Source organism: Desulfitobacterium chlororespirans DSM 11544, from assembly GCF_900143285.1.
Classification (GTDB): domain Bacteria; phylum Bacillota; class Desulfitobacteriia; order Desulfitobacteriales; family Desulfitobacteriaceae; genus Desulfitobacterium; species Desulfitobacterium chlororespirans.
On the sequence record NZ_FRDN01000010.1, the window covers coordinates 225932 to 242919 of the forward strand.

Consider the following 16988-nt stretch of genomic DNA (forward strand, 5'->3'; position numbering starts at 1 on the left):
CCTATTAATCATTTTTGATCGGCTGGATTAGGTTGCGGTCGGGTTTGATCCGTATTCTGCTCCAAGGTATACGCAACCCTCAGCAATGTTTGCTCATCAAAATGGCGGGCTATCAGCTGCAGGCCTACGGGCATCCCCTCGCTTAGGCCATAGGGCAGGGACATGGCCGGCAGACCGGCCAGACTCACCGGCCGGGTGCAACGATGGGAATGGACGAGGGCCAAAGAATCCCCTGCCAGGTCGCTCTTTTGTGGGGCCGTGGTCAGGGCGGCCGGAGTCAAGAGGCAATCCACTTGCTCAAAAGCCTGAGCAAAGTCCTGGTTGTTCAGGGTCCGGACCTTAAGGGCCTGGGTATAATAGTCATCATAATGAGCCGAACTGAGCACATGGGTGCCCAGCATGATGCCTCGTTTCACTGCGGAGCCAAACCCCTGGCCGCGGGTCTTCATAAACATGTTCAGCACATCTTCCCCTTCCACCCGCAAACCATAGCGCACCCCATCATAACGGGCTAAGTTGGAGCTGGCTTCAGCACAGGAAAGGGCATAATGGGCTGCGGCGGCGACTTCCGTATGGGGTAGCGTTACCTCAACACAGCGGGCACCCAATTCCTCCAGTTTATTGATCGCTTCCTGGAGCCTGGCGGCCACTCCGGGGGATACTCCTGCTGCAAAATATTCTTTCGGCAACCCTATGTTCAGGCCTTTAATATCGTTGCTGAGGCTCTTCCTGAAATCGGGCACCTCCAGCAAAGCCGATGTTGAATCCCAGGCATCATGACCGCAAATCGTCTTTAAGATCAGGGCCAAATCCTTAAGATCCCGGGCAAAGGGTCCGATCTGATCTAAAGAAGAGGCGTAGGAGATCAGACCGGTTCTCGGAACATAGCCGTAAGTAGGCTTAAATCCTATGACTCCGCAAAATGCCGCCGGCTGACGGATATCCCCTCCGGTGTCCGAACCCAGGGCAAAGGCGGCTTCCCCCGCAGCTACTGCGGCAGCTGCTCCCCCGCCAGAACCTCCGGGTACTGCCGTGAGATCAAAGGGATTCCTGGTGTCATGGCATGCAGAATGCACGGTGGAAGAACCCATGCCAAACTCATCCAGATTGGTTTTTCCGATCAATACTGAGCCTGCTTTTTTTAATCTGCCCAGGACTGAGGCATCGGCGGGAGGGATATAATGACTAAGCATCCGGGATGCGCAGGTTGTCTTCACTCCCGCCGTACAAATATTGTCTTGAACGGCCATGGGGATACCGGCCAGAGCAGAGAGCTCTTCTCCCCGCAGCCGCCGCTCATCAACAAGCCTGGCCTGGGCTAAAGCTTCCTCCCCGGTAACCGTCACAAAGGCTTGAAGCTCATGGTCTTTTTGCCGGATCCGTTCTAAATAAGCCTGAGTCAATTCAAGGCTGCTGAGCTCCTTGTCCGCCAGGAGTTGGTTGAGCTGATGAACGGTTAATGTATGAAGTTGCATGAAAAACCTCCTGTCTATAGTATACGGGGTACTTTAAAAGCCCCATCCTCTTCCTCAGGTGCATTGGCGAAAACAAGTTCCCTAGCCAAACCGGGCTGGGCTTTGTCTTCCCGAAACAGGTTGATCATCGGCAGCACCCGCTCCGCCGCTTCTACGGCAGTTGTGTCAGCTTGTTTTAACAGGTCCAGATAGCTTAAGCTTTCCTGAAGGGACCTGGTATAGGCGGCCCTTTCCTCGTCGGTCAATTCCAGGCGGCTCACGAAAGCCAACCTTTCAACATCTTTTGCGGTTATTTCCATCGGTTCACATCCTTTTCCATCGGGTTCATGCCTGAATCAGCATTTTATAGGCCGATTTATAGCGCAATTCACCTTCATCTTACCTTTTTCGCTATAATTTACCTTTCAACTCAACAATTCAACAAATGACTTATAACTCCTTCTCTTGTGCAAAATTCGTTGCAGAGCCCAGAAAAAGCCGGCTGAGTTCCTGCCGCTTCACCTTGCTTAGATAGGAAAATAAGAGTATAGTATAGTCAATTTAAGGTGGTGAATTTATGAAAAGCAGCCTTTTTAAGCCATCTCCGATTGCCCCAACTACTTATTTATCCTGGACGGATACGTTTAAAACCATAGGCTTACTCACCGCGGCAACCTTGTTTTCCATGGGGCTGCGCGCTTTGGCGATCGGTGAGCAGAATGTCATTATGGTCTATATCTTGTCTGTCTTCATTATTTCAAGAACAACCAATGGCTATGTTTACGGCAGTGTGGGGTCTGCTTTAAGCGTTCTTTTATTCAATTTCTTTTTCACCACTCCTTACTATACTTTTCATGTTATACAAGCCGATTATCCGGTTACGCTGCTGATTATGCTGATCGTGGCATCCCTCACCAGCGCTTTGACCATCCGCGCCGGGTCTCAGACCCAGCTTGCTCTGGAAAGAGAGCACCGCACAGAGCTTTTATATGAAATAAGCAAGCAGCTTCTTGTCACCAGGGGACTGGATAAGATCATCCATTTAATCAATCACTATATGATCAAGCTTTTTGAGCGATCGGCAATTTTTTACGCCCAGGATCCGGGAGCTTCCCAAGGTGTTCTGAGGCAATCCCCGGCTGAAACCGATGCTTCCTTTATGTTAGTCGAAGGGGAACGGGCAGCGGCTCAATGGGCCTTCTTACATAAGGCCCAGGCAGGATTAGGTTCAGATACCCCCATGGGTTCCCAGGGGTTTTATGTACCGGTTATTGCCCAGGGTAAGGTGCTTGGGGTAATCGGCTTATCCTGCGCTCAAGGGGAGCTTAATACAGCCGGCCGTTCCCTGCTCCAGGTGATCACCTCCCAGGTAGCGCTGGCTCTGGAAAGGCAGCATTTATCGGATGAACAAAGAAGGCTGTTTGTGGAATCGGAAAAAGAAAAAATGAGAAGCAACCTGCTGCGGGCTATTTCTCACGACCTCCGCACCCCTCTGACAGCTATTCTAGGAGCAAGCTCCACCCTTCTTGAAAATCGTCAAACCCTGGATGAACCTACTCAACAGCAATTGCTGGCCAATATTAAAGAGGATTCACAGTGGCTGATCAGAATGGTGGAGAACCTGCTGTCCGTGACGCGCATCAGAGAGGGAACGATGAATGTCGCCAAGACGGCCGAGGCTGCTGAGGAGATTGTCGCGGCAGCTGTCAGCCGCATCAGAAAGCGGTTTCCTCAGCAAAGGATCAAGGTTGATGTACCGGCGGAGCTGCTGCTGGTACCCATGGATGGCACCTTGATTGAGCAGGTTCTGATTAATCTGATCGAAAACGCCATTAAGCATTCCCCGGAAAACGCCGCCATTGAGGTCAATGTGAAAAAGCTCGGGGAAGAGGCCCTGTTTGAAGTTATCGACTATGGAACCGGCATCCCGGAGCAGAGTTTCCCTTACCTTTTTGAGAGCTATGTTCCCAACGGTAAGCGCAGCGCCGACTCAGCAAGGGGAATGGGCATCGGCTTATCCATCTGCATGTCCATAGTCAAAGCCCATCATGGTAAAATGGAAGCTGCCAATAAAAAAGCGGGCGGTGCCATGTTTCGGTTTACACTGCCTTTGGAGGGGACTGACCTTGAACAATAAACCTTTACTATTAATTGTTGAGGATGATGAGAAAATCAGCAACTTTATTGCGGCTACCTTAACAGCCAATGATTATAAGGTCATCAGGGCAGCGAAAGGCAAGGATGCCATTTCCCTGACTTCCTCCTATGGTCCGGATTTGATTTTGCTCGATCTGGGCTTGCCGGATCTGGATGGCACCGAGGTTTTGAAATCACTGCGGCAATGGACGGGGATACCCATTGTGGTAGTCTCAGCACGTGGCAATGAACAGGAAAAGGTGGAAGCTCTTGATCTGGGCGCAGACGACTATATCACAAAACCTTTTGGAACTTTGGAGCTGCTGGCCAGAATCAGAACTGCAATCCGGCATAGTCAGAAGAACTTAATGATGAGCCCCGGAGAGCAGGAAAAAATAGCTGTGGGACATCTTGAGATCGATTATCAGAAAAGACGTATTCTACTTGATGGCCAGGAGGTCCATTTTACCCCCATTGAATATAAGATCATGGTTCTGCTGGCCAGAAATATGGGCAAGGTCCTCACCCATGATTTTATCATGAAAGAAGTATGGGGGCCTTATACCAATGAAATCCAGGCACTGCGGGTCAACATGGCCAATATCCGCAGAAAGATCGAACAAAACCCGGGAGAACCCCGCTATATTGTTACGGAAGTCGGCGTCGGCTATCGCATGATGGAAGACTAGTACTCTGCAACACTTAAAACCCGCCTTGAACGGCTGAAATCTATAATTATTCTTTGGTTAAAGGAATAATTGGGATTTCAGCCGTTTTTTTATGAGATTTTCAGCAAAATCTTTATGGAATCTTTATGGTCCGGCTAAAAACCTTAATCCTCTCTTTATATGATCGGTGTTATAAATAGAGGCGGAAGTAAACCTAAGGGTTGCTTGCTTTAGTTGTTGCTTTAAATATAAAAGGAGCTGGCATGAACAATGATCTCTTCCCTCAAGCGTTTCTTAATCGGACGTCCCTTGAAATCAACAGAGCTGGGAGAGCAAAAACTTAACAAAAAGAAAGCTTTGGCCATTCTGTCCTCAGATGCTTTGTCCTCAGTGGCTTATGGCCCGGAGCAAATCCTGATTGTTCTGGCTACAGCGGGAGCAGCCGCCTTTTGGTATTCTCTTCCTCTTGCGGTGGGGGTTTTAATCCTTTTAATGGCTTTGATCTTATCTTACCGGCAAATTATTTTCGCCTATCCTCACGGCGGCGGAGCTTATATGGTTTCTAAAAATAATTTGGGGGTCACTCCGGGATTAATAGCCGGAGGCTCTTTATTGGTCGACTATATTTTAACAGTAGCTGTCAGTGTCTCCGCAGGCACGGACGCCCTGACTTCGGCCTTTCCTGCCCTGCACGCCCATCATGTGACCATGGCGGTTTTCTTTGTTGTTCTCCTGACCATTCTTAATTTAAGAGGGGTAACAGAATCTGCTTCTATATTGGCTTATCCGGTCTATTTATTTGTTGTTGCCTTATTGATCTTGATCGGAGCAGGGGGATACAAGATTTTGACGGGCCAGATCTCACCTGAATTGTCTGCACCTATCGGTACACCTGTCGCAGGATTAAGCCTTTTTTTGTTGATGAAAGCCTTCGCCTCAGGAAGTTCGGCCTTAACCGGAGTGGAGGCCATCTCCAATGCCATACCGAATTTTAAGGAACCCGCCCCGAGTAATGCCGCCAAAACCCTGATGGCCATGGGGGGATTGCTGGGAATCCTCTTTTCCAGCATTGTGCTCTTAGGGTATTTCTATGGAATTGCTCCCAGTGAAGAGGTCACCGTGGTCTCTCAGATCGCTGAAGATGTCTTCGGGCGCAATTACCTCTATTATTTTATTCAAGGAACAACCGCCCTTATCCTGATTCTGGCCGCCAACACCGGTTACTCAGCCTTTCCCCTTTTGGCGGTTAATCTTGCCAAAGATAAGTTTATACCCAGAATATTCACCATGCGCGGCGACCGCCTTGGTTACTCCAACGGCATCATAAGCCTCGGTTTCTTATCCATTCTTTTGATCATTGCATTTAAAGGACGCACCGAGCAACTCATCCCTCTTTACGCAGTCGGTGTCTTCATTCCTTTTACTTTGTCCCAGACCGGCATGATCGTGAAATGGTTTAAAGAGAGGCCGAAAGGTTGGCTGCCCAAGCTGATCATTAATGCCACAGGCGCTCTCATCAGTTTCAGTGTGACTTTGATTTTCTTTTTAACAAAATTCCCGCAGATTTGGCCCATTGTCATCTTCATTCCTCTGATGATCTCTATGTTCAGAAAAATCCGCAGGCATTACGATGAAATAGCGGAAGAACTGCGCATTTCGACAGGAGAAAAGGCGCTGCCGATTCAGGGAAATATTATTATCATCCCCATTGCCGGGATCACCCGGGTTGTGGAGAACTCCCTCAGCTATGCTCAATCTTTATGCCCACAACAGATCATCGCCGTCCATGTCTCGTTTAATAAAGAGGACCAAACTAAACTGGAAGAGAAATGGGAAAACTGGCAGACCGGTGTTCGTCTGGTCAGTCTGTATTCCCTGCGCAGGAGCATTATTCAGCCACTGACTAAGTTTATTGATTCTGTTGAACGGCGGACGGCGGAAGCCAATTATCAGATTACTGTTCTCATCCCGGAATTCATCCCTAAAAAGGGCTGGCATCATATTCTTCACAATCAATCCAGTTTATTGATCCGCACGGCTTTGCTCCATAGAAGAAATGTGGTGGTGACAACGGTGCCCTATCATCTTAAAAAGTAAGTGTAAATCTTAAAAAATAAGCACAAAACTTGTCAGCCAATCCGTTGACTTCCTGGTTCGGAAATGTTAATATAACATCGTTATATAACGATGTTATATTAATTTGGAGGTTAGAACATGGTTGACATGGAACAGACGACTCAGCAGCGGATTCTGCAGGCCGCCCAAGAGGAATTTCTGCGCCTGGGCTTTCAGAACTCTTCCCTGCGCTCCATCGCCAAAGCCTGCGGCGTAACCACCGGCGCCTTATATGGATATTACTCCGATAAAGACGCTTTGTTTGACGCGCTGGTTCGGGAAGCGGCGGAAACCCTCTATGATATCTATCTGCGCGCTCATCAGGAGTTCGAGGCGCTGCCGCCGGAGCAGCAGCTTGCGGAGATGACTCAGCAGATCGAGCCGCGGGTATGGGAGTGCTTTGATTACATTTATGAGCATTATGATGCCTTTAAACTGCTTATTTGCCATGCTGAAGGAACATCTTATGAAAATTATGTCCATCGTATGGCTGAAGTGGAGGTGCAGAGCTCCTATATCTTCCTTTCCCGTATGGAGAACATGGGGCGGCAGGTCCCCCATATCCCGGATGATCTCAATCATATGCTGGCCAGCGCTTATCTGACCGGTTTCTTTGAAGTTGTCGCCCACGATATGCCTAAAGAAGAGGCCCGGGAATATATCGGAAGGCTTACTGATTTTTTCAGCGCCGGCTGGAAAAACCTTTTGGGGCTTGTCTAGCCCCAAAAAATTTTCCCTATAAGTTAGCGTAAGCTAACTATAATTTAAACAAGCTAACTGTAATTTAAAGAGGAGGAGATTACCATGGATCAAACTAACACACCGGGAGCAGTGGCCCGCCTCAAGGAGTACGCGGGTCCCCACAGGAAAGAGTACGTCCTGTCGGTGCTGCTGGCCATACTGGGGGTCGCTTGCAGCATGGTCCCCTATTTTGCGGTATCCCAAATGATTTGGGGACTGATTGAGGGAGGGAGTGATTTTAATTGGTATTTAGGCTGGTGCGCCGTGGCGGCCATCGGTTTTCTGGGCAAGGCTGTGTTTCATAATCTCTCCACGAGTTTATCCCACAAGGCTACTTTTGCGGTGATTTCTGAAGTGCGGCGGCGTATCGCTCAAAAGCTGACCCGGGTTCCCATGGGCTATGTCCTGGATACTCCCTCAGGAAAGTTCAAAAACAGCATGGTGGAAAAAGTGGACAGTATTGAACCGACTCTGGCCCATGTGCTGCCGGAGATGACCTCCAATCTGCTGGTCCCCCTGGCTATTGTGGGTTACCTGTTCGTCCTGGACTGGCGCATGGCCCTGATCTCATTGATCACTCTGCCCATTGGCGGGTTCTGCTACATGGGCATGATGAAAGACTATGAAAAGCGCTTTGGGGAGTATGTTGGCGTGGGCCGGCATATGAACGCCACAGCTGTGGAATATATCAATGGCATTGAAGTGATCAAAGCTTTTGGGCAATCGGCTACTTCCTATAAGAAATTCGCCGATGCCGTCCATAAGAACGCTACCTATGGACTGGATTGGATGCGGGACGTCCAGCTGTATTTTTCCATGGGCATCGGCATCTGGCCCGCCGTGCTCATCGGGGTCCTGCCTTTGGGCTGTGTTTTTTACATGAACGGCTCTCTTTCCGGGGCCGATTTCATCACGATCATGATTCTGGCTCTGGGCATTATGGCGCCGCTGCTTTCCGCGATGTATTACACCGATGATCTTGCCAAAATCAAGGTTATTGTCGGGGAAATCGGCGACATCCTCGATGAACCGGAGCAAATGCGGCCAACGGTTCTTGCCCGGCTGGACGGTACGGACATCGCGCTCAAAGGCGTTACTTTCGGTTATGGGGAAACGGAGATCCTGCACGGAGTTGATCTGGCCATTCCCGCCGGGTCTGTAACCGCTCTGGTGGGACCCTCCGGCAGCGGCAAATCCACCATAGCCAAGCTCATCGCCTCTTTCTGGGATGTCAAGGACGGAACCATCTCCATCGGCGGCGTGGATGTCAGGAACATTCCTGCCCCTCAACTTATGGATAAGATCGCTTATGTAGCCCAGGATAATTTCCTCTTTGATCAGAGCATCCTGGAAAATATCCGCCTTGGCCGTCCATCCGCCAGTGATGAGGAGGTGCGGGAGGCGGCAAAAGCCGCCGGCTGCCATGACTTTATTATGGATCTGGCCGACGGGTACCACACTGTGGCCGGAGGGGCCGGCGGACATCTCTCCGGAGGTGAACGCCAGCGGATCACCATTGCCCGGGCCATGCTCAAAAATGCCCCCATCGTTATTCTGGATGAGGCCACAGCCTATACCGACCCGGAGAACGAATCTGTCATCCAGGATGCCGTGGCCAAGCTGGTGGTGGGCAGAACCCTCATCGTCATCGCCCACCGGCTCTCCACCATCACGGATTCCGATCAGATTGCCCTGATTGAGAAGGGCCGGGTAGCTGTCCTGGGCACCCATGATCAACTGCTGGAAAGCAGCCCATTATATCAGGATCTATGGCGGGCCCACATCAGTGCCAAAGACGTTGCGTAAGGAGGAAATAAGATGATTGGTACCATCCGTAAATTTTTTGCTTTTGCCGGCAAGCGCGGGAAGCTGATGCAAAAAGGCATTGCTCTGGCCTTGATCAATTCCATCTTTCAGGCCCTGCAGATTCTGGCCCTGGCGGTGGTCTTACAAGGGATCGTGGAAGGAACTATGACCGCCGAAACAGCCTGGACCTCCTTCGCGATCATGTTCCTCAGTATGCTGGGGGCTATTCTTACCCGGCAGCGAGCCACCATGGCCCAAGCTGAGGGCAGCTTCATGATGTGCGCCGACAAACGGACGGAAATCGGCGATCGCCTGAAATACATGCCCATGGGCTATTTCAATGACCACAGTCTGGGGGCCATCACCGCCGCCGTTACCAACACCATGGAGGACGTACAGGATATCGCCCCCCGGGTCATGGATAAGATCATTCACGGCTATGTCCATGCCGCCATCATCACTCTGATGCTGCTCTTTTTCGATTGGCGCATCGGTCTGATCATCCTGGCCGGCATCCTGGTGTTCATGGGGGCCAATGGACTGATGCAGAAAAAATCCCGGGCTATCTCCCCGGCCCGGGTTGCGGCCCAGTCTGCCCTGGTCGGTGCAGTGCTGGAATATGTGCAGGGCATCAGTGTGGTGCGGGCCTTTAATCTGGCCCAAGCAGCCGGCCATACCCTTGATCAGGCCATCGCTGAATGCGAAAAAAATAATGTGGGCCTGGAGATTGCCTTCATTCCTTATATGTTCCTGCAAAGCCTGATCCTTAAATTATTCAGTGTCCTGGTGGTGATCGCCGCCCTCGCTTTTTACCTGACCGGCAGCATGACCCTCACCACCTGCCTGCTGATGCTGATCTCCGCCTTTATTATTTACAGTCAGCTGGAAACAGCCGGCAGCATGTCCGCTTTGCTGCGCGCTATCGACATATCCATCGACCGGGTGGAGGAAATTCATCATACCCCGGTGATGGATGAGCTGGGCAAGGATATCCGTCCTCAGCATTATGCTATTGAGGGCAGCAAGGTAAGCTTTTCTTATGACAAGAAGAAGATCCTGGATGATGTTTCTTTCCGCATTCCTGCCGGAACCACCACGGCGATCATCGGTCCTTCAGGAGGAGGAAAAACCACCTTATGCCATCTCATCACCCGCTTCTGGGATGTGGACAGCGGTTCCATCACTTTGGGGGGCAGGGATGTGCGGGATTATACCCTGGATAGTCTGCTGGCCAATTTCAGTATGGTCTTTCAAAAGGTCTATTTGTTCAACGACACCATTCTTAACAATATCCGTTTCGGAAAGCCTGACGTGACTCTGGAGGAGGTGCGGGAAGCGGCCAAAAGGGCCCGCTGCGACGGCTTTATCATGATGCTGCCGGAAGGATATGACACTATGGTCGGTGAGGGGGGCGCCACTCTTTCGGGAGGGGAGCGTCAACGGATTTCCATCGCCCGGGCCATTTTAAAGGATGCCCCCATCGTCATTCTCGATGAAGCCACCGCCAATGTGGATCCGGAAAATGAAAGCGGGTTGCAGGAGGCTATCGCCGAAATGACCAAAAACAAGACCATCATTATGATCGCTCACCGGCTGAAAACCGTGCGCAATGCTCAACAGATTCTGGTGCTGGATCAGGGCAGGATCGTCCAGCGGGGCAACCATGAACAGCTGATGGCCGAGGGCGGGCTGTATGCCGACTTTATCGGCATGCGGTCAGCGGCCGTCGGTTGGAAGCTGGGCCGGATAACTGAAGTTTTCAGGCCATAACTCTTAGTTTATCTCCTATGCCTTTGAGCATTTCTAAATTCTGAGACAAGACTTGGGTAGACTTGGCTTGTTCCTGGGTAATCTCACTGCTGGCTTCCACATTATTCTGGACCTGAACCACGGACTCATGGAATCTGGTCAGCATCTGTTCAATATTCTTTGCCGAGCGGTTGCTTTCATCAGCCAGCTTGCGCACTTCTTCGGCAACCACTGAGAATCCCCGGCCGTGTTCCCCGGCACGGGCTGCTTCAATGGCGGCATTCAGTCCCAAGAGGTTGGTCTGCTGGGCAACCCTGCGCAGGACATCCAATATTTCTGTGATGCCCTCCATCTCCTGGGTGGTTGTTTGGGCAATGGCGGATGATTCCTGACTTGAGGCGGCAAGCTCCTCTGAAGAGGCGGCCAGCTCCTCAACGAAGGAGGCGGACTGTTCTAAACCGGAATACAGCTCAGCTAACACCTGCTCAAAGCGGTGTGCTTTTTCCCGTTCTTTTTCCCGCTCCCGTTCCTGGGCCTGGGCTATTTTCAAAGCCTCGTCTATAGATCTTCTCACCGCAAGGGGCCCCGATTCCAACAACCCCACTACGAACCCCCGCTCCTCGGCGGCAGTGTATCCTCCTTTATCTCCGGCTATGGCTTGAACACCGATTTGCTGCAGCCTCTCCAGGATCATCGGTATATCCCCCAGAGTGTTCCATGGTCTGATATGAATCGTTAAATCGCCCAACCTGAAGTCTGAACTTCCCATAGCCAAAAATCCCCGATGGGCTACCACGCCTATTTTCGTCGCCCCTTCGGCAACGAGCCGCTGAACCGCTTCCAGCATCTCATCGATGGTCATGGTCAGCCCAACGATTGGTTTATCGGTATTTTCGCGCAGCAAATCGACCATCAGCCCCCGGCTGATCATCACATCAATTTGAGGGTTGGCTTTGATAACCTCTTTGCCCTGATCAAAGCTGACAACTTCTATGGGAAAAGATAAATTTAATGCTTGCCTTGCTTCCTCAGCAATCTGGGCCATACCGGGGGTTAGAGCTACGAAAAAAATGGATTCCATGAAGTGAATACCTCCCAATAATCTTTCTTCAATGTTTTAAGATCACACCCCGTAAACAGATAGATAACCGGACAAAGAATCTGACTATTTAGTATTCTCTTTTATCATGGAAAATCCTTCGAATTTCTATGTTTTTCTCCGCTCCTAAACTGATTCTGAGGGATGCTAACTTTCACTTCTTGAGCTCCCGGGTTTTAATCCCAGGGAAAAAGCGATAATTACGATCGACACCGCAGCCAAAACCATCAAGGAAACGGTGAAATTGCCGCCTGTCCGATCGAGGATTGAGCCCAGGGCGGAGGGTCCCATGGTGGTGCCTAAGTTGGAAGCAATGGTCAGCATCCCCATCCCCATGCCCACTTCGTGGGGTTTAACAGTCTCCGGGAGATGAGCAAATACGAAAACAGGCAGGGGGGCAAAGCCTATGCCCAAAGCAACTGCCCATAGGGGCAAACCAGGGAAACGAAAGGCCAGTAAAACAAAAGCAAGGAGGATCATGGCGCTCCCGATAAGCAAATAAGGCTTTTTCCGGCCGGTTTTATCGAAAGCCACCCCGATCACCGGGGCCAGAAAAATGGAGGCCAGCATGATCAAGCTTGTCAAAAATCCGGCCTTTTGGTTCGCTAAACCGAAGGACTGGTAGAATTGGGGACCAAAGGTAACATAAGCCAAAAGTTGAAAATTAGCTAAAACCCAAATTCCGGCAAGCAGCCAAAGACTCCGGCTGCCTCTGAATTTGGGCGCCGGTTCTTTGCTTAAGCCCTTGGCAGCTGCGCCGCCGTCTTTTTGAGGTAAGGAGAGGGCAAAGATCACCAAAAGGAGAACGACTCCCAAAAAAGCGGCAACACCAAACAAGACCATTCTCCAGCTAAGGAGCTGTCCCAAAGAGCCAAAAAGATTGGCCGCTATGACCGTCCCTAAGGGAACAGCGATATTAAAAATACCCATGGCAATGCCAATATTCTTTTGGTCAAAAAACATGGTGATTAAGAGAGGCGCCAGGACGACCAGCACCGTCGCCCCTATTCCCGCCACCAATCTATACACGACCAGGAGCGGAAAAGAGCCTGCTGTAGAAAAGGCTATCAATCCTGCCATCATAATCGCTAGCGCGGCTATGATCAACTTTTTCATGTCAAAACGGCTGGCTAAATAAGCCACGATAAAAGGAAGAAAAATTCCGGGAATGGCATAAGCGCCCATTAAAATCCCTGCCTGGGAGTTAGAAAAGGATACCTCTTTCATAATTTGCTCGAAGAGGGGCGGCAGGGCTTGCAAAGACAAGGCGAACCCGATCATCATAAAAAAAGAAAGTGCTAATACCACCCATCGCGATGAGGTCTGAACCTGACGATTAGCCAATTTTTATCTCCTCCCTTAATCACTATTATACATACCTGGAATTTTACCATATAAAGACAAGGAAACCAATCCCAACAACGTCAATACCCGTTTTTAGAGGACCACCCGCCTTTTTCCCTTCTCCAGTCCTATCCCTTTTCCTGCCGGATTAAAGAAAACCCGGCTTCGCCGAGCTCCATATATTCACACTTCACAAAAGGCGAAGTCGCTGGTTGCACTTATACTATCTACCGATAGAGGCTTTTATACTTTCTGGTAGTGAAATAATAGACCCACCGGCAAAACCGGAGGGTCTATTATGCAAATGAATTTTACCGCAATTTCAGGCCGAAATTTCTTCAAGCACTCTGCCCTTTGTTTCTTCACCAAGGATGGCCACTGACAGCGCGGCGGCAACAAAGCATGCCGCTCCGAGGGCGAAGACCCCGGAATTGCCTAAGGTCGGCAATACAACCGCCACGATGTAGGGCCCCAGCAAGGAACCAAAGCGTCCGACGGAGGAAGCGAAACCGGTACCGGTAGCTCTGGCCCGGGTGGGATAGAGTTCAGGTGTATAAGCATACAAGGAGGACCACATGGCAAAGAGGAAAAACTGCATGCCGAGTCCGAAACCGATCAAGGTCTGAAGGTTTGAGGCGGTGCCATAGAGATAGGCAAAAACCGCACACCCGATCAATACGGCAATCAGGGTTGGCTTACGGCCATTTTTCTCAATAAAGTAAGCCGCACTGAAGAACCCGGGTATCCCTGCGAGGGAGATGAGAATCGTGTAGAATACGGATTTGGTAACCGAATATCCCGCGTCCTGCAGAAATGCGCTTAACCAGGTTGTCAGACCATAATATCCGAGCAGCGCAAAGAACCACAGCAGCCAGACCATGATGGTGCGTTTTTTATAACCGGGCGCCCAAAGCTGGAAGAAGGAAAACTTCTTTTCATGCTTGCTGATGACCAGGTTATCATCTTTAACAGGCGGCGGAAGCTCTTTTCCGTAAGCTTTCTCAACATTTTTCTCAAACTCTGTCATCACTTTATCGGCTTGATCATCCTGATTGGTATCGGCTAACCAGCGGGGGGATTCCGGAACAATTCGGCGGATTACTAAAACAAAGATCGCGGGTATCCCTTCACAGAGGAAGACCAGACGCCAGCCGCCTATGGGAAGGAGGAAATAGGATAAAATCCCGGCAAAAATGAAGCCTATGGGCCAGAACCCTTCTAAGAGCGCAATATAACGTCCGCGGTTCTTGGCAGGTATAAATTCTGATACCAGAGACTGGCCGATGGGAAATTCCATTCCCATACCCAGACCGAGGAAAAAGCGGGCCAGCGCCAGCTGTTCGACGGTATGGGTAAAAGCACAGGCGATACTTGCCGCTCCCCAAATGATCATACTGGTCTGGAAGACGATCTTTCTGCCGAACTTGTCGGCAGCCATCCCGGCGCTCATAGCGCCAAAGAACATGCCGAGGAAGCTGAAACTGGAAAGAAGTCCGGCCTGAACCGTTGTCAGCCCTAAATCCGTCTTAATGGATCCCAGAACAAAGGTCAGCATGCCAAGGTCCATTGAATCAAAGAACCAGGCAGTGGCAATAATGTAGAATATTTTTCTCTGATACGATGTCAGCGGTAATCTTTCCATCCTCTGGGGGATGCTGTATTGACTTGATATGGACATATAATTCCGCTCCCTTCCCATTGCTATGCAAGAAGTTTGTGTCTTTGTGCCTTTATGTCTTTCCAGCCGAGATTAAGACTTCCACGTCTTACGTTGAGTTTATGAGTGCCATAATACCCTTCGACCCTGCCTTTCTCTCCATCTTCATAACAGTTGCGAGCACATCATTGAATCGAAACAACACGGTATAGCTATAGCAACTTTTGTGCCAATTAGGAAATGTTTGAATATTCGGGGTTTTCTCAGGCAGTTTGATTCTTTTTTGAATCTTTGATTTCCCTTCAGCCGCGGACAATTTTTATAAAAAATAAGCTATGAGCACAGTTTCATTTGTGATTCCAATTATACTCACGTGATTCAAAAACAATCGGCGCCAGCCAATAATAACAATACCCCCAAGCTTAGCTCAGAGGTATCTTTTGGTTAAGAAAATATGATTAGTTTTGTACTTCAATGCCATATTTTTTCATCTTTTTGACCATGTTGGATTGGCTGATCCCCAGCATTGCGGCAGCCTTCCTCGTGCTTCCCATCATGCGGTATGCCTCTTCCAGCATGCGGCTTTCTTCTTTTTCCAGAAAGGCTTTGAGGGATGTCAATTGATTTTTTGCGGGGTTAAGATCTATCGACTTGATTTCCGCAAGGGAGTCCTTGGTAATGCAGTCATCCATGCTGGTAACCACCAGTCTCTCTATGGTATTTTCAAGCTCTCTGATGTTTCCCGGCCAATCGTAATTCAGCAGGCAATCCATCACTTCGGGATGAACCCATTTCTGATAACCGTATGCCGTATTATATCTCGCCAACAGCTCCAGGGCTATCGGGATCACGTCCTCTTTGCGTTTTCGCAGCGGAGGTATCGTCATCGGGACAACATTTAACCTGTAATAAAGATCTTCTCTGAAGGTCTTCTTCTGGACCATCTCTTCCAGGTCACGGTTGGTTGCTGCAATAATTCGGATATCCAGTTTAATCGTTTTTTTCCCTCCGATCCGGAGGATTTCTTTTTCCTGAATTGCGCGCAGGACTTTAACCTGGTGCTCCTGAGGCAGCTCTCCTACCTCATCAAGGAACAAGGTTCCGCCATCCGCAAGCTCGAACAGCCCTTTTTTGCCTTCCTTGAGCGCTCCTGTGAAGGAACCGGCTTCATAACCAAAAAACTCCGACTCCAGAAGATTTGCAGGTATAGCCCCGCAGTTGATTTTAATAAAAGGTTTCTCAGAGCGGTGACTCGCCCTGTGAATCAATTGGGCAATCAGTTCTTTCCCTACCCCGGATTCCCCGAGAATCAGGACAGTGGAATCCACACGAGCCACATGATAGGCGGTATCAAGCTTTTTTTGCATATGGTTATTTTTGGTGATTATTTTCTTAAAGGAATTCTGGGAGCGGAAATGCTCCAACTCTTTTAAATAACGGTTTTTAGCATCTTCAGCCTGTTCCAGCTTGCCCTTAAGTTCGGTAAGTTCAGAGATATCTCTGACAATCGTCACGACCCTGGTGACTTCTTTCTCCTCATTAAATACCGGCGCTCCTGTCATCAGAAGCTCTTTGCCACTGCGGATGTCCACGACATTGACCCGCGATTTGGTTCTGAAAACCATCTCTGTTACGGATTTATTCATATATCCTTGGTTGATGAGTTCCCGTACGTTTTTGCCCACAAATTCTTTTTCCTGGATACCGGTGATCTGCAGATAAGCGCTATTCGCCCTTAAGATAACTCCATCGGAGCTTCCTACGACGATTCCGTCGGCCACGGATTCAATGATGGCATCCAGATCATTGTTAATTTCTTTAACATTATCCAACTCCAGGGACAAGGCTTCGAAATCGGATATATCCTGAAAAACCCCGATAGCTCCCACGATGATCCCCTCTTTAAAGATAGGGCCGCGATTGGAGATGACTTCGCTGTTTCCTAAATGCATCTTCTGGTTATTTTCGGCTTTGCCTGTTTTTAATATCTCCAGAAGACTGGTATTGGGAATTACTTCTTCCACTCTCCGCCCGATGGTTTCTTCCTTTGAGACGCCCATGATCTTGGCTGCCGCTTCATTGAACAGCTTTATGACACCTTTCCGATCAATCGCCACTACACCGTTGTATATGGAGTCAAAAACTTCAACTCCAAATCCGATGGCGATATCATTACCGTCCATAGTGATCCCTCCTGCCAAAAAACAACTAGACAATAA

Annotated in this window: 12 protein-coding genes; 6 read left to right on the top strand and 6 right to left on the bottom strand. The window is 49.6% G+C overall.

What is annotated here, in order from left to right; translation table 11 throughout:
• Positions 1-8 precede the first annotated feature (8 nt).
• Together gatA and gatC are read right to left on the bottom strand one after the other, a co-directional pair.
• Entirely contained in the window at positions 9-1475 is a 1467-nt protein-coding gene (gene gatA / locus BUA14_RS16930) for an Asp-tRNA(Asn)/Glu-tRNA(Gln) amidotransferase subunit GatA (RefSeq protein ID WP_072773689.1), read from the bottom strand.
• A gap of 14 nt (positions 1476-1489) precedes the next feature.
• Positions 1490-1774 carry an Asp-tRNA(Asn)/Glu-tRNA(Gln) amidotransferase subunit GatC gene (gene gatC, locus BUA14_RS16935; protein ID WP_072773690.1) on the bottom strand — a complete coding sequence of 95 codons (285 nt, stop codon included), beginning with the start codon at positions 1772-1774 and terminating at the stop codon, positions 1490-1492.
• Between the two features lie 257 nt (positions 1775-2031).
• On the opposite strand from gatC, the gene BUA14_RS16940 reads away from it, so the two are divergent.
• The 6 genes from BUA14_RS16940 to BUA14_RS16965 all read left to right on the top strand — a co-directional run bounded on the left by BUA14_RS16940 (position 2032) and on the right by BUA14_RS16965 (position 10690).
• A complete protein-coding gene (locus BUA14_RS16940) occupies positions 2032-3591 on the top strand; it encodes a DUF4118 domain-containing protein (RefSeq protein WP_072773691.1) in 1560 nt (519 codons plus the stop codon).
• The gene (locus BUA14_RS16945; protein WP_072773692.1) at positions 3581-4279 is read left to right on the top strand and encodes a response regulator; all 699 of its coding nucleotides are present in this window, start codon (positions 3581-3583) and stop codon (positions 4277-4279) included. The genes BUA14_RS16940 and BUA14_RS16945 overlap by 11 nt, the downstream gene beginning before the upstream one ends.
• A gap of 249 nt (positions 4280-4528) precedes the next feature.
• Positions 4529-6355, top strand: a complete 1827-nt coding sequence (locus BUA14_RS16950; RefSeq protein WP_072773693.1) for an APC family permease — start codon at positions 4529-4531, stop codon at positions 6353-6355.
• Positions 6356-6472: 117 nt separating this feature from the next.
• Positions 6473-7093, top strand: a complete 621-nt coding sequence (locus BUA14_RS16955; protein ID WP_072773694.1) for a TetR/AcrR family transcriptional regulator — start codon at positions 6473-6475, stop codon at positions 7091-7093.
• An 84-nt stretch (positions 7094-7177) separates the two neighbouring features.
• The gene (locus BUA14_RS16960) at positions 7178-8920 is read left to right on the top strand and encodes an ABC transporter ATP-binding protein (protein WP_072773695.1); all 1743 of its coding nucleotides are present in this window, start codon (positions 7178-7180) and stop codon (positions 8918-8920) included.
• A gap of 12 nt (positions 8921-8932) precedes the next feature.
• The gene (locus tag BUA14_RS16965) at positions 8933-10690 is read left to right on the top strand and encodes an ABC transporter ATP-binding protein (protein ID WP_072773696.1); all 1758 of its coding nucleotides are present in this window, start codon (positions 8933-8935) and stop codon (positions 10688-10690) included.
• On the opposite strand, the gene BUA14_RS16970 is transcribed toward BUA14_RS16965, so the two are convergent.
• The 4 genes from BUA14_RS16970 to BUA14_RS16985 form a co-directional block, all read right to left on the bottom strand.
• Positions 10680-11750: a PrpR N-terminal domain-containing protein gene (locus tag BUA14_RS16970; protein WP_072773697.1), complete on the bottom strand. Its 1071-nt coding sequence runs from the start codon at positions 11748-11750 to the stop codon at positions 10680-10682. The genes BUA14_RS16965 and BUA14_RS16970 overlap by 11 nt on opposite strands.
• A 165-nt stretch (positions 11751-11915) precedes the next feature.
• Positions 11916-13112, bottom strand: a complete 1197-nt coding sequence (locus tag BUA14_RS16975; RefSeq protein WP_072773698.1) for an MFS transporter — start codon at positions 13110-13112, stop codon at positions 11916-11918.
• 322 nt (positions 13113-13434) lie between these two features.
• A complete protein-coding gene (locus tag BUA14_RS16980; protein WP_072773699.1) occupies positions 13435-14790 on the bottom strand; it encodes an MFS transporter in 1356 nt (451 codons plus the stop codon).
• A gap of 437 nt (positions 14791-15227) precedes the next feature.
• Positions 15228-16952: a sigma 54-interacting transcriptional regulator gene (locus tag BUA14_RS16985; protein ID WP_072773700.1), complete on the bottom strand. Its 1725-nt coding sequence runs from the start codon at positions 16950-16952 to the stop codon at positions 15228-15230.
• Positions 16953-16988 lie beyond the last annotated feature (36 nt).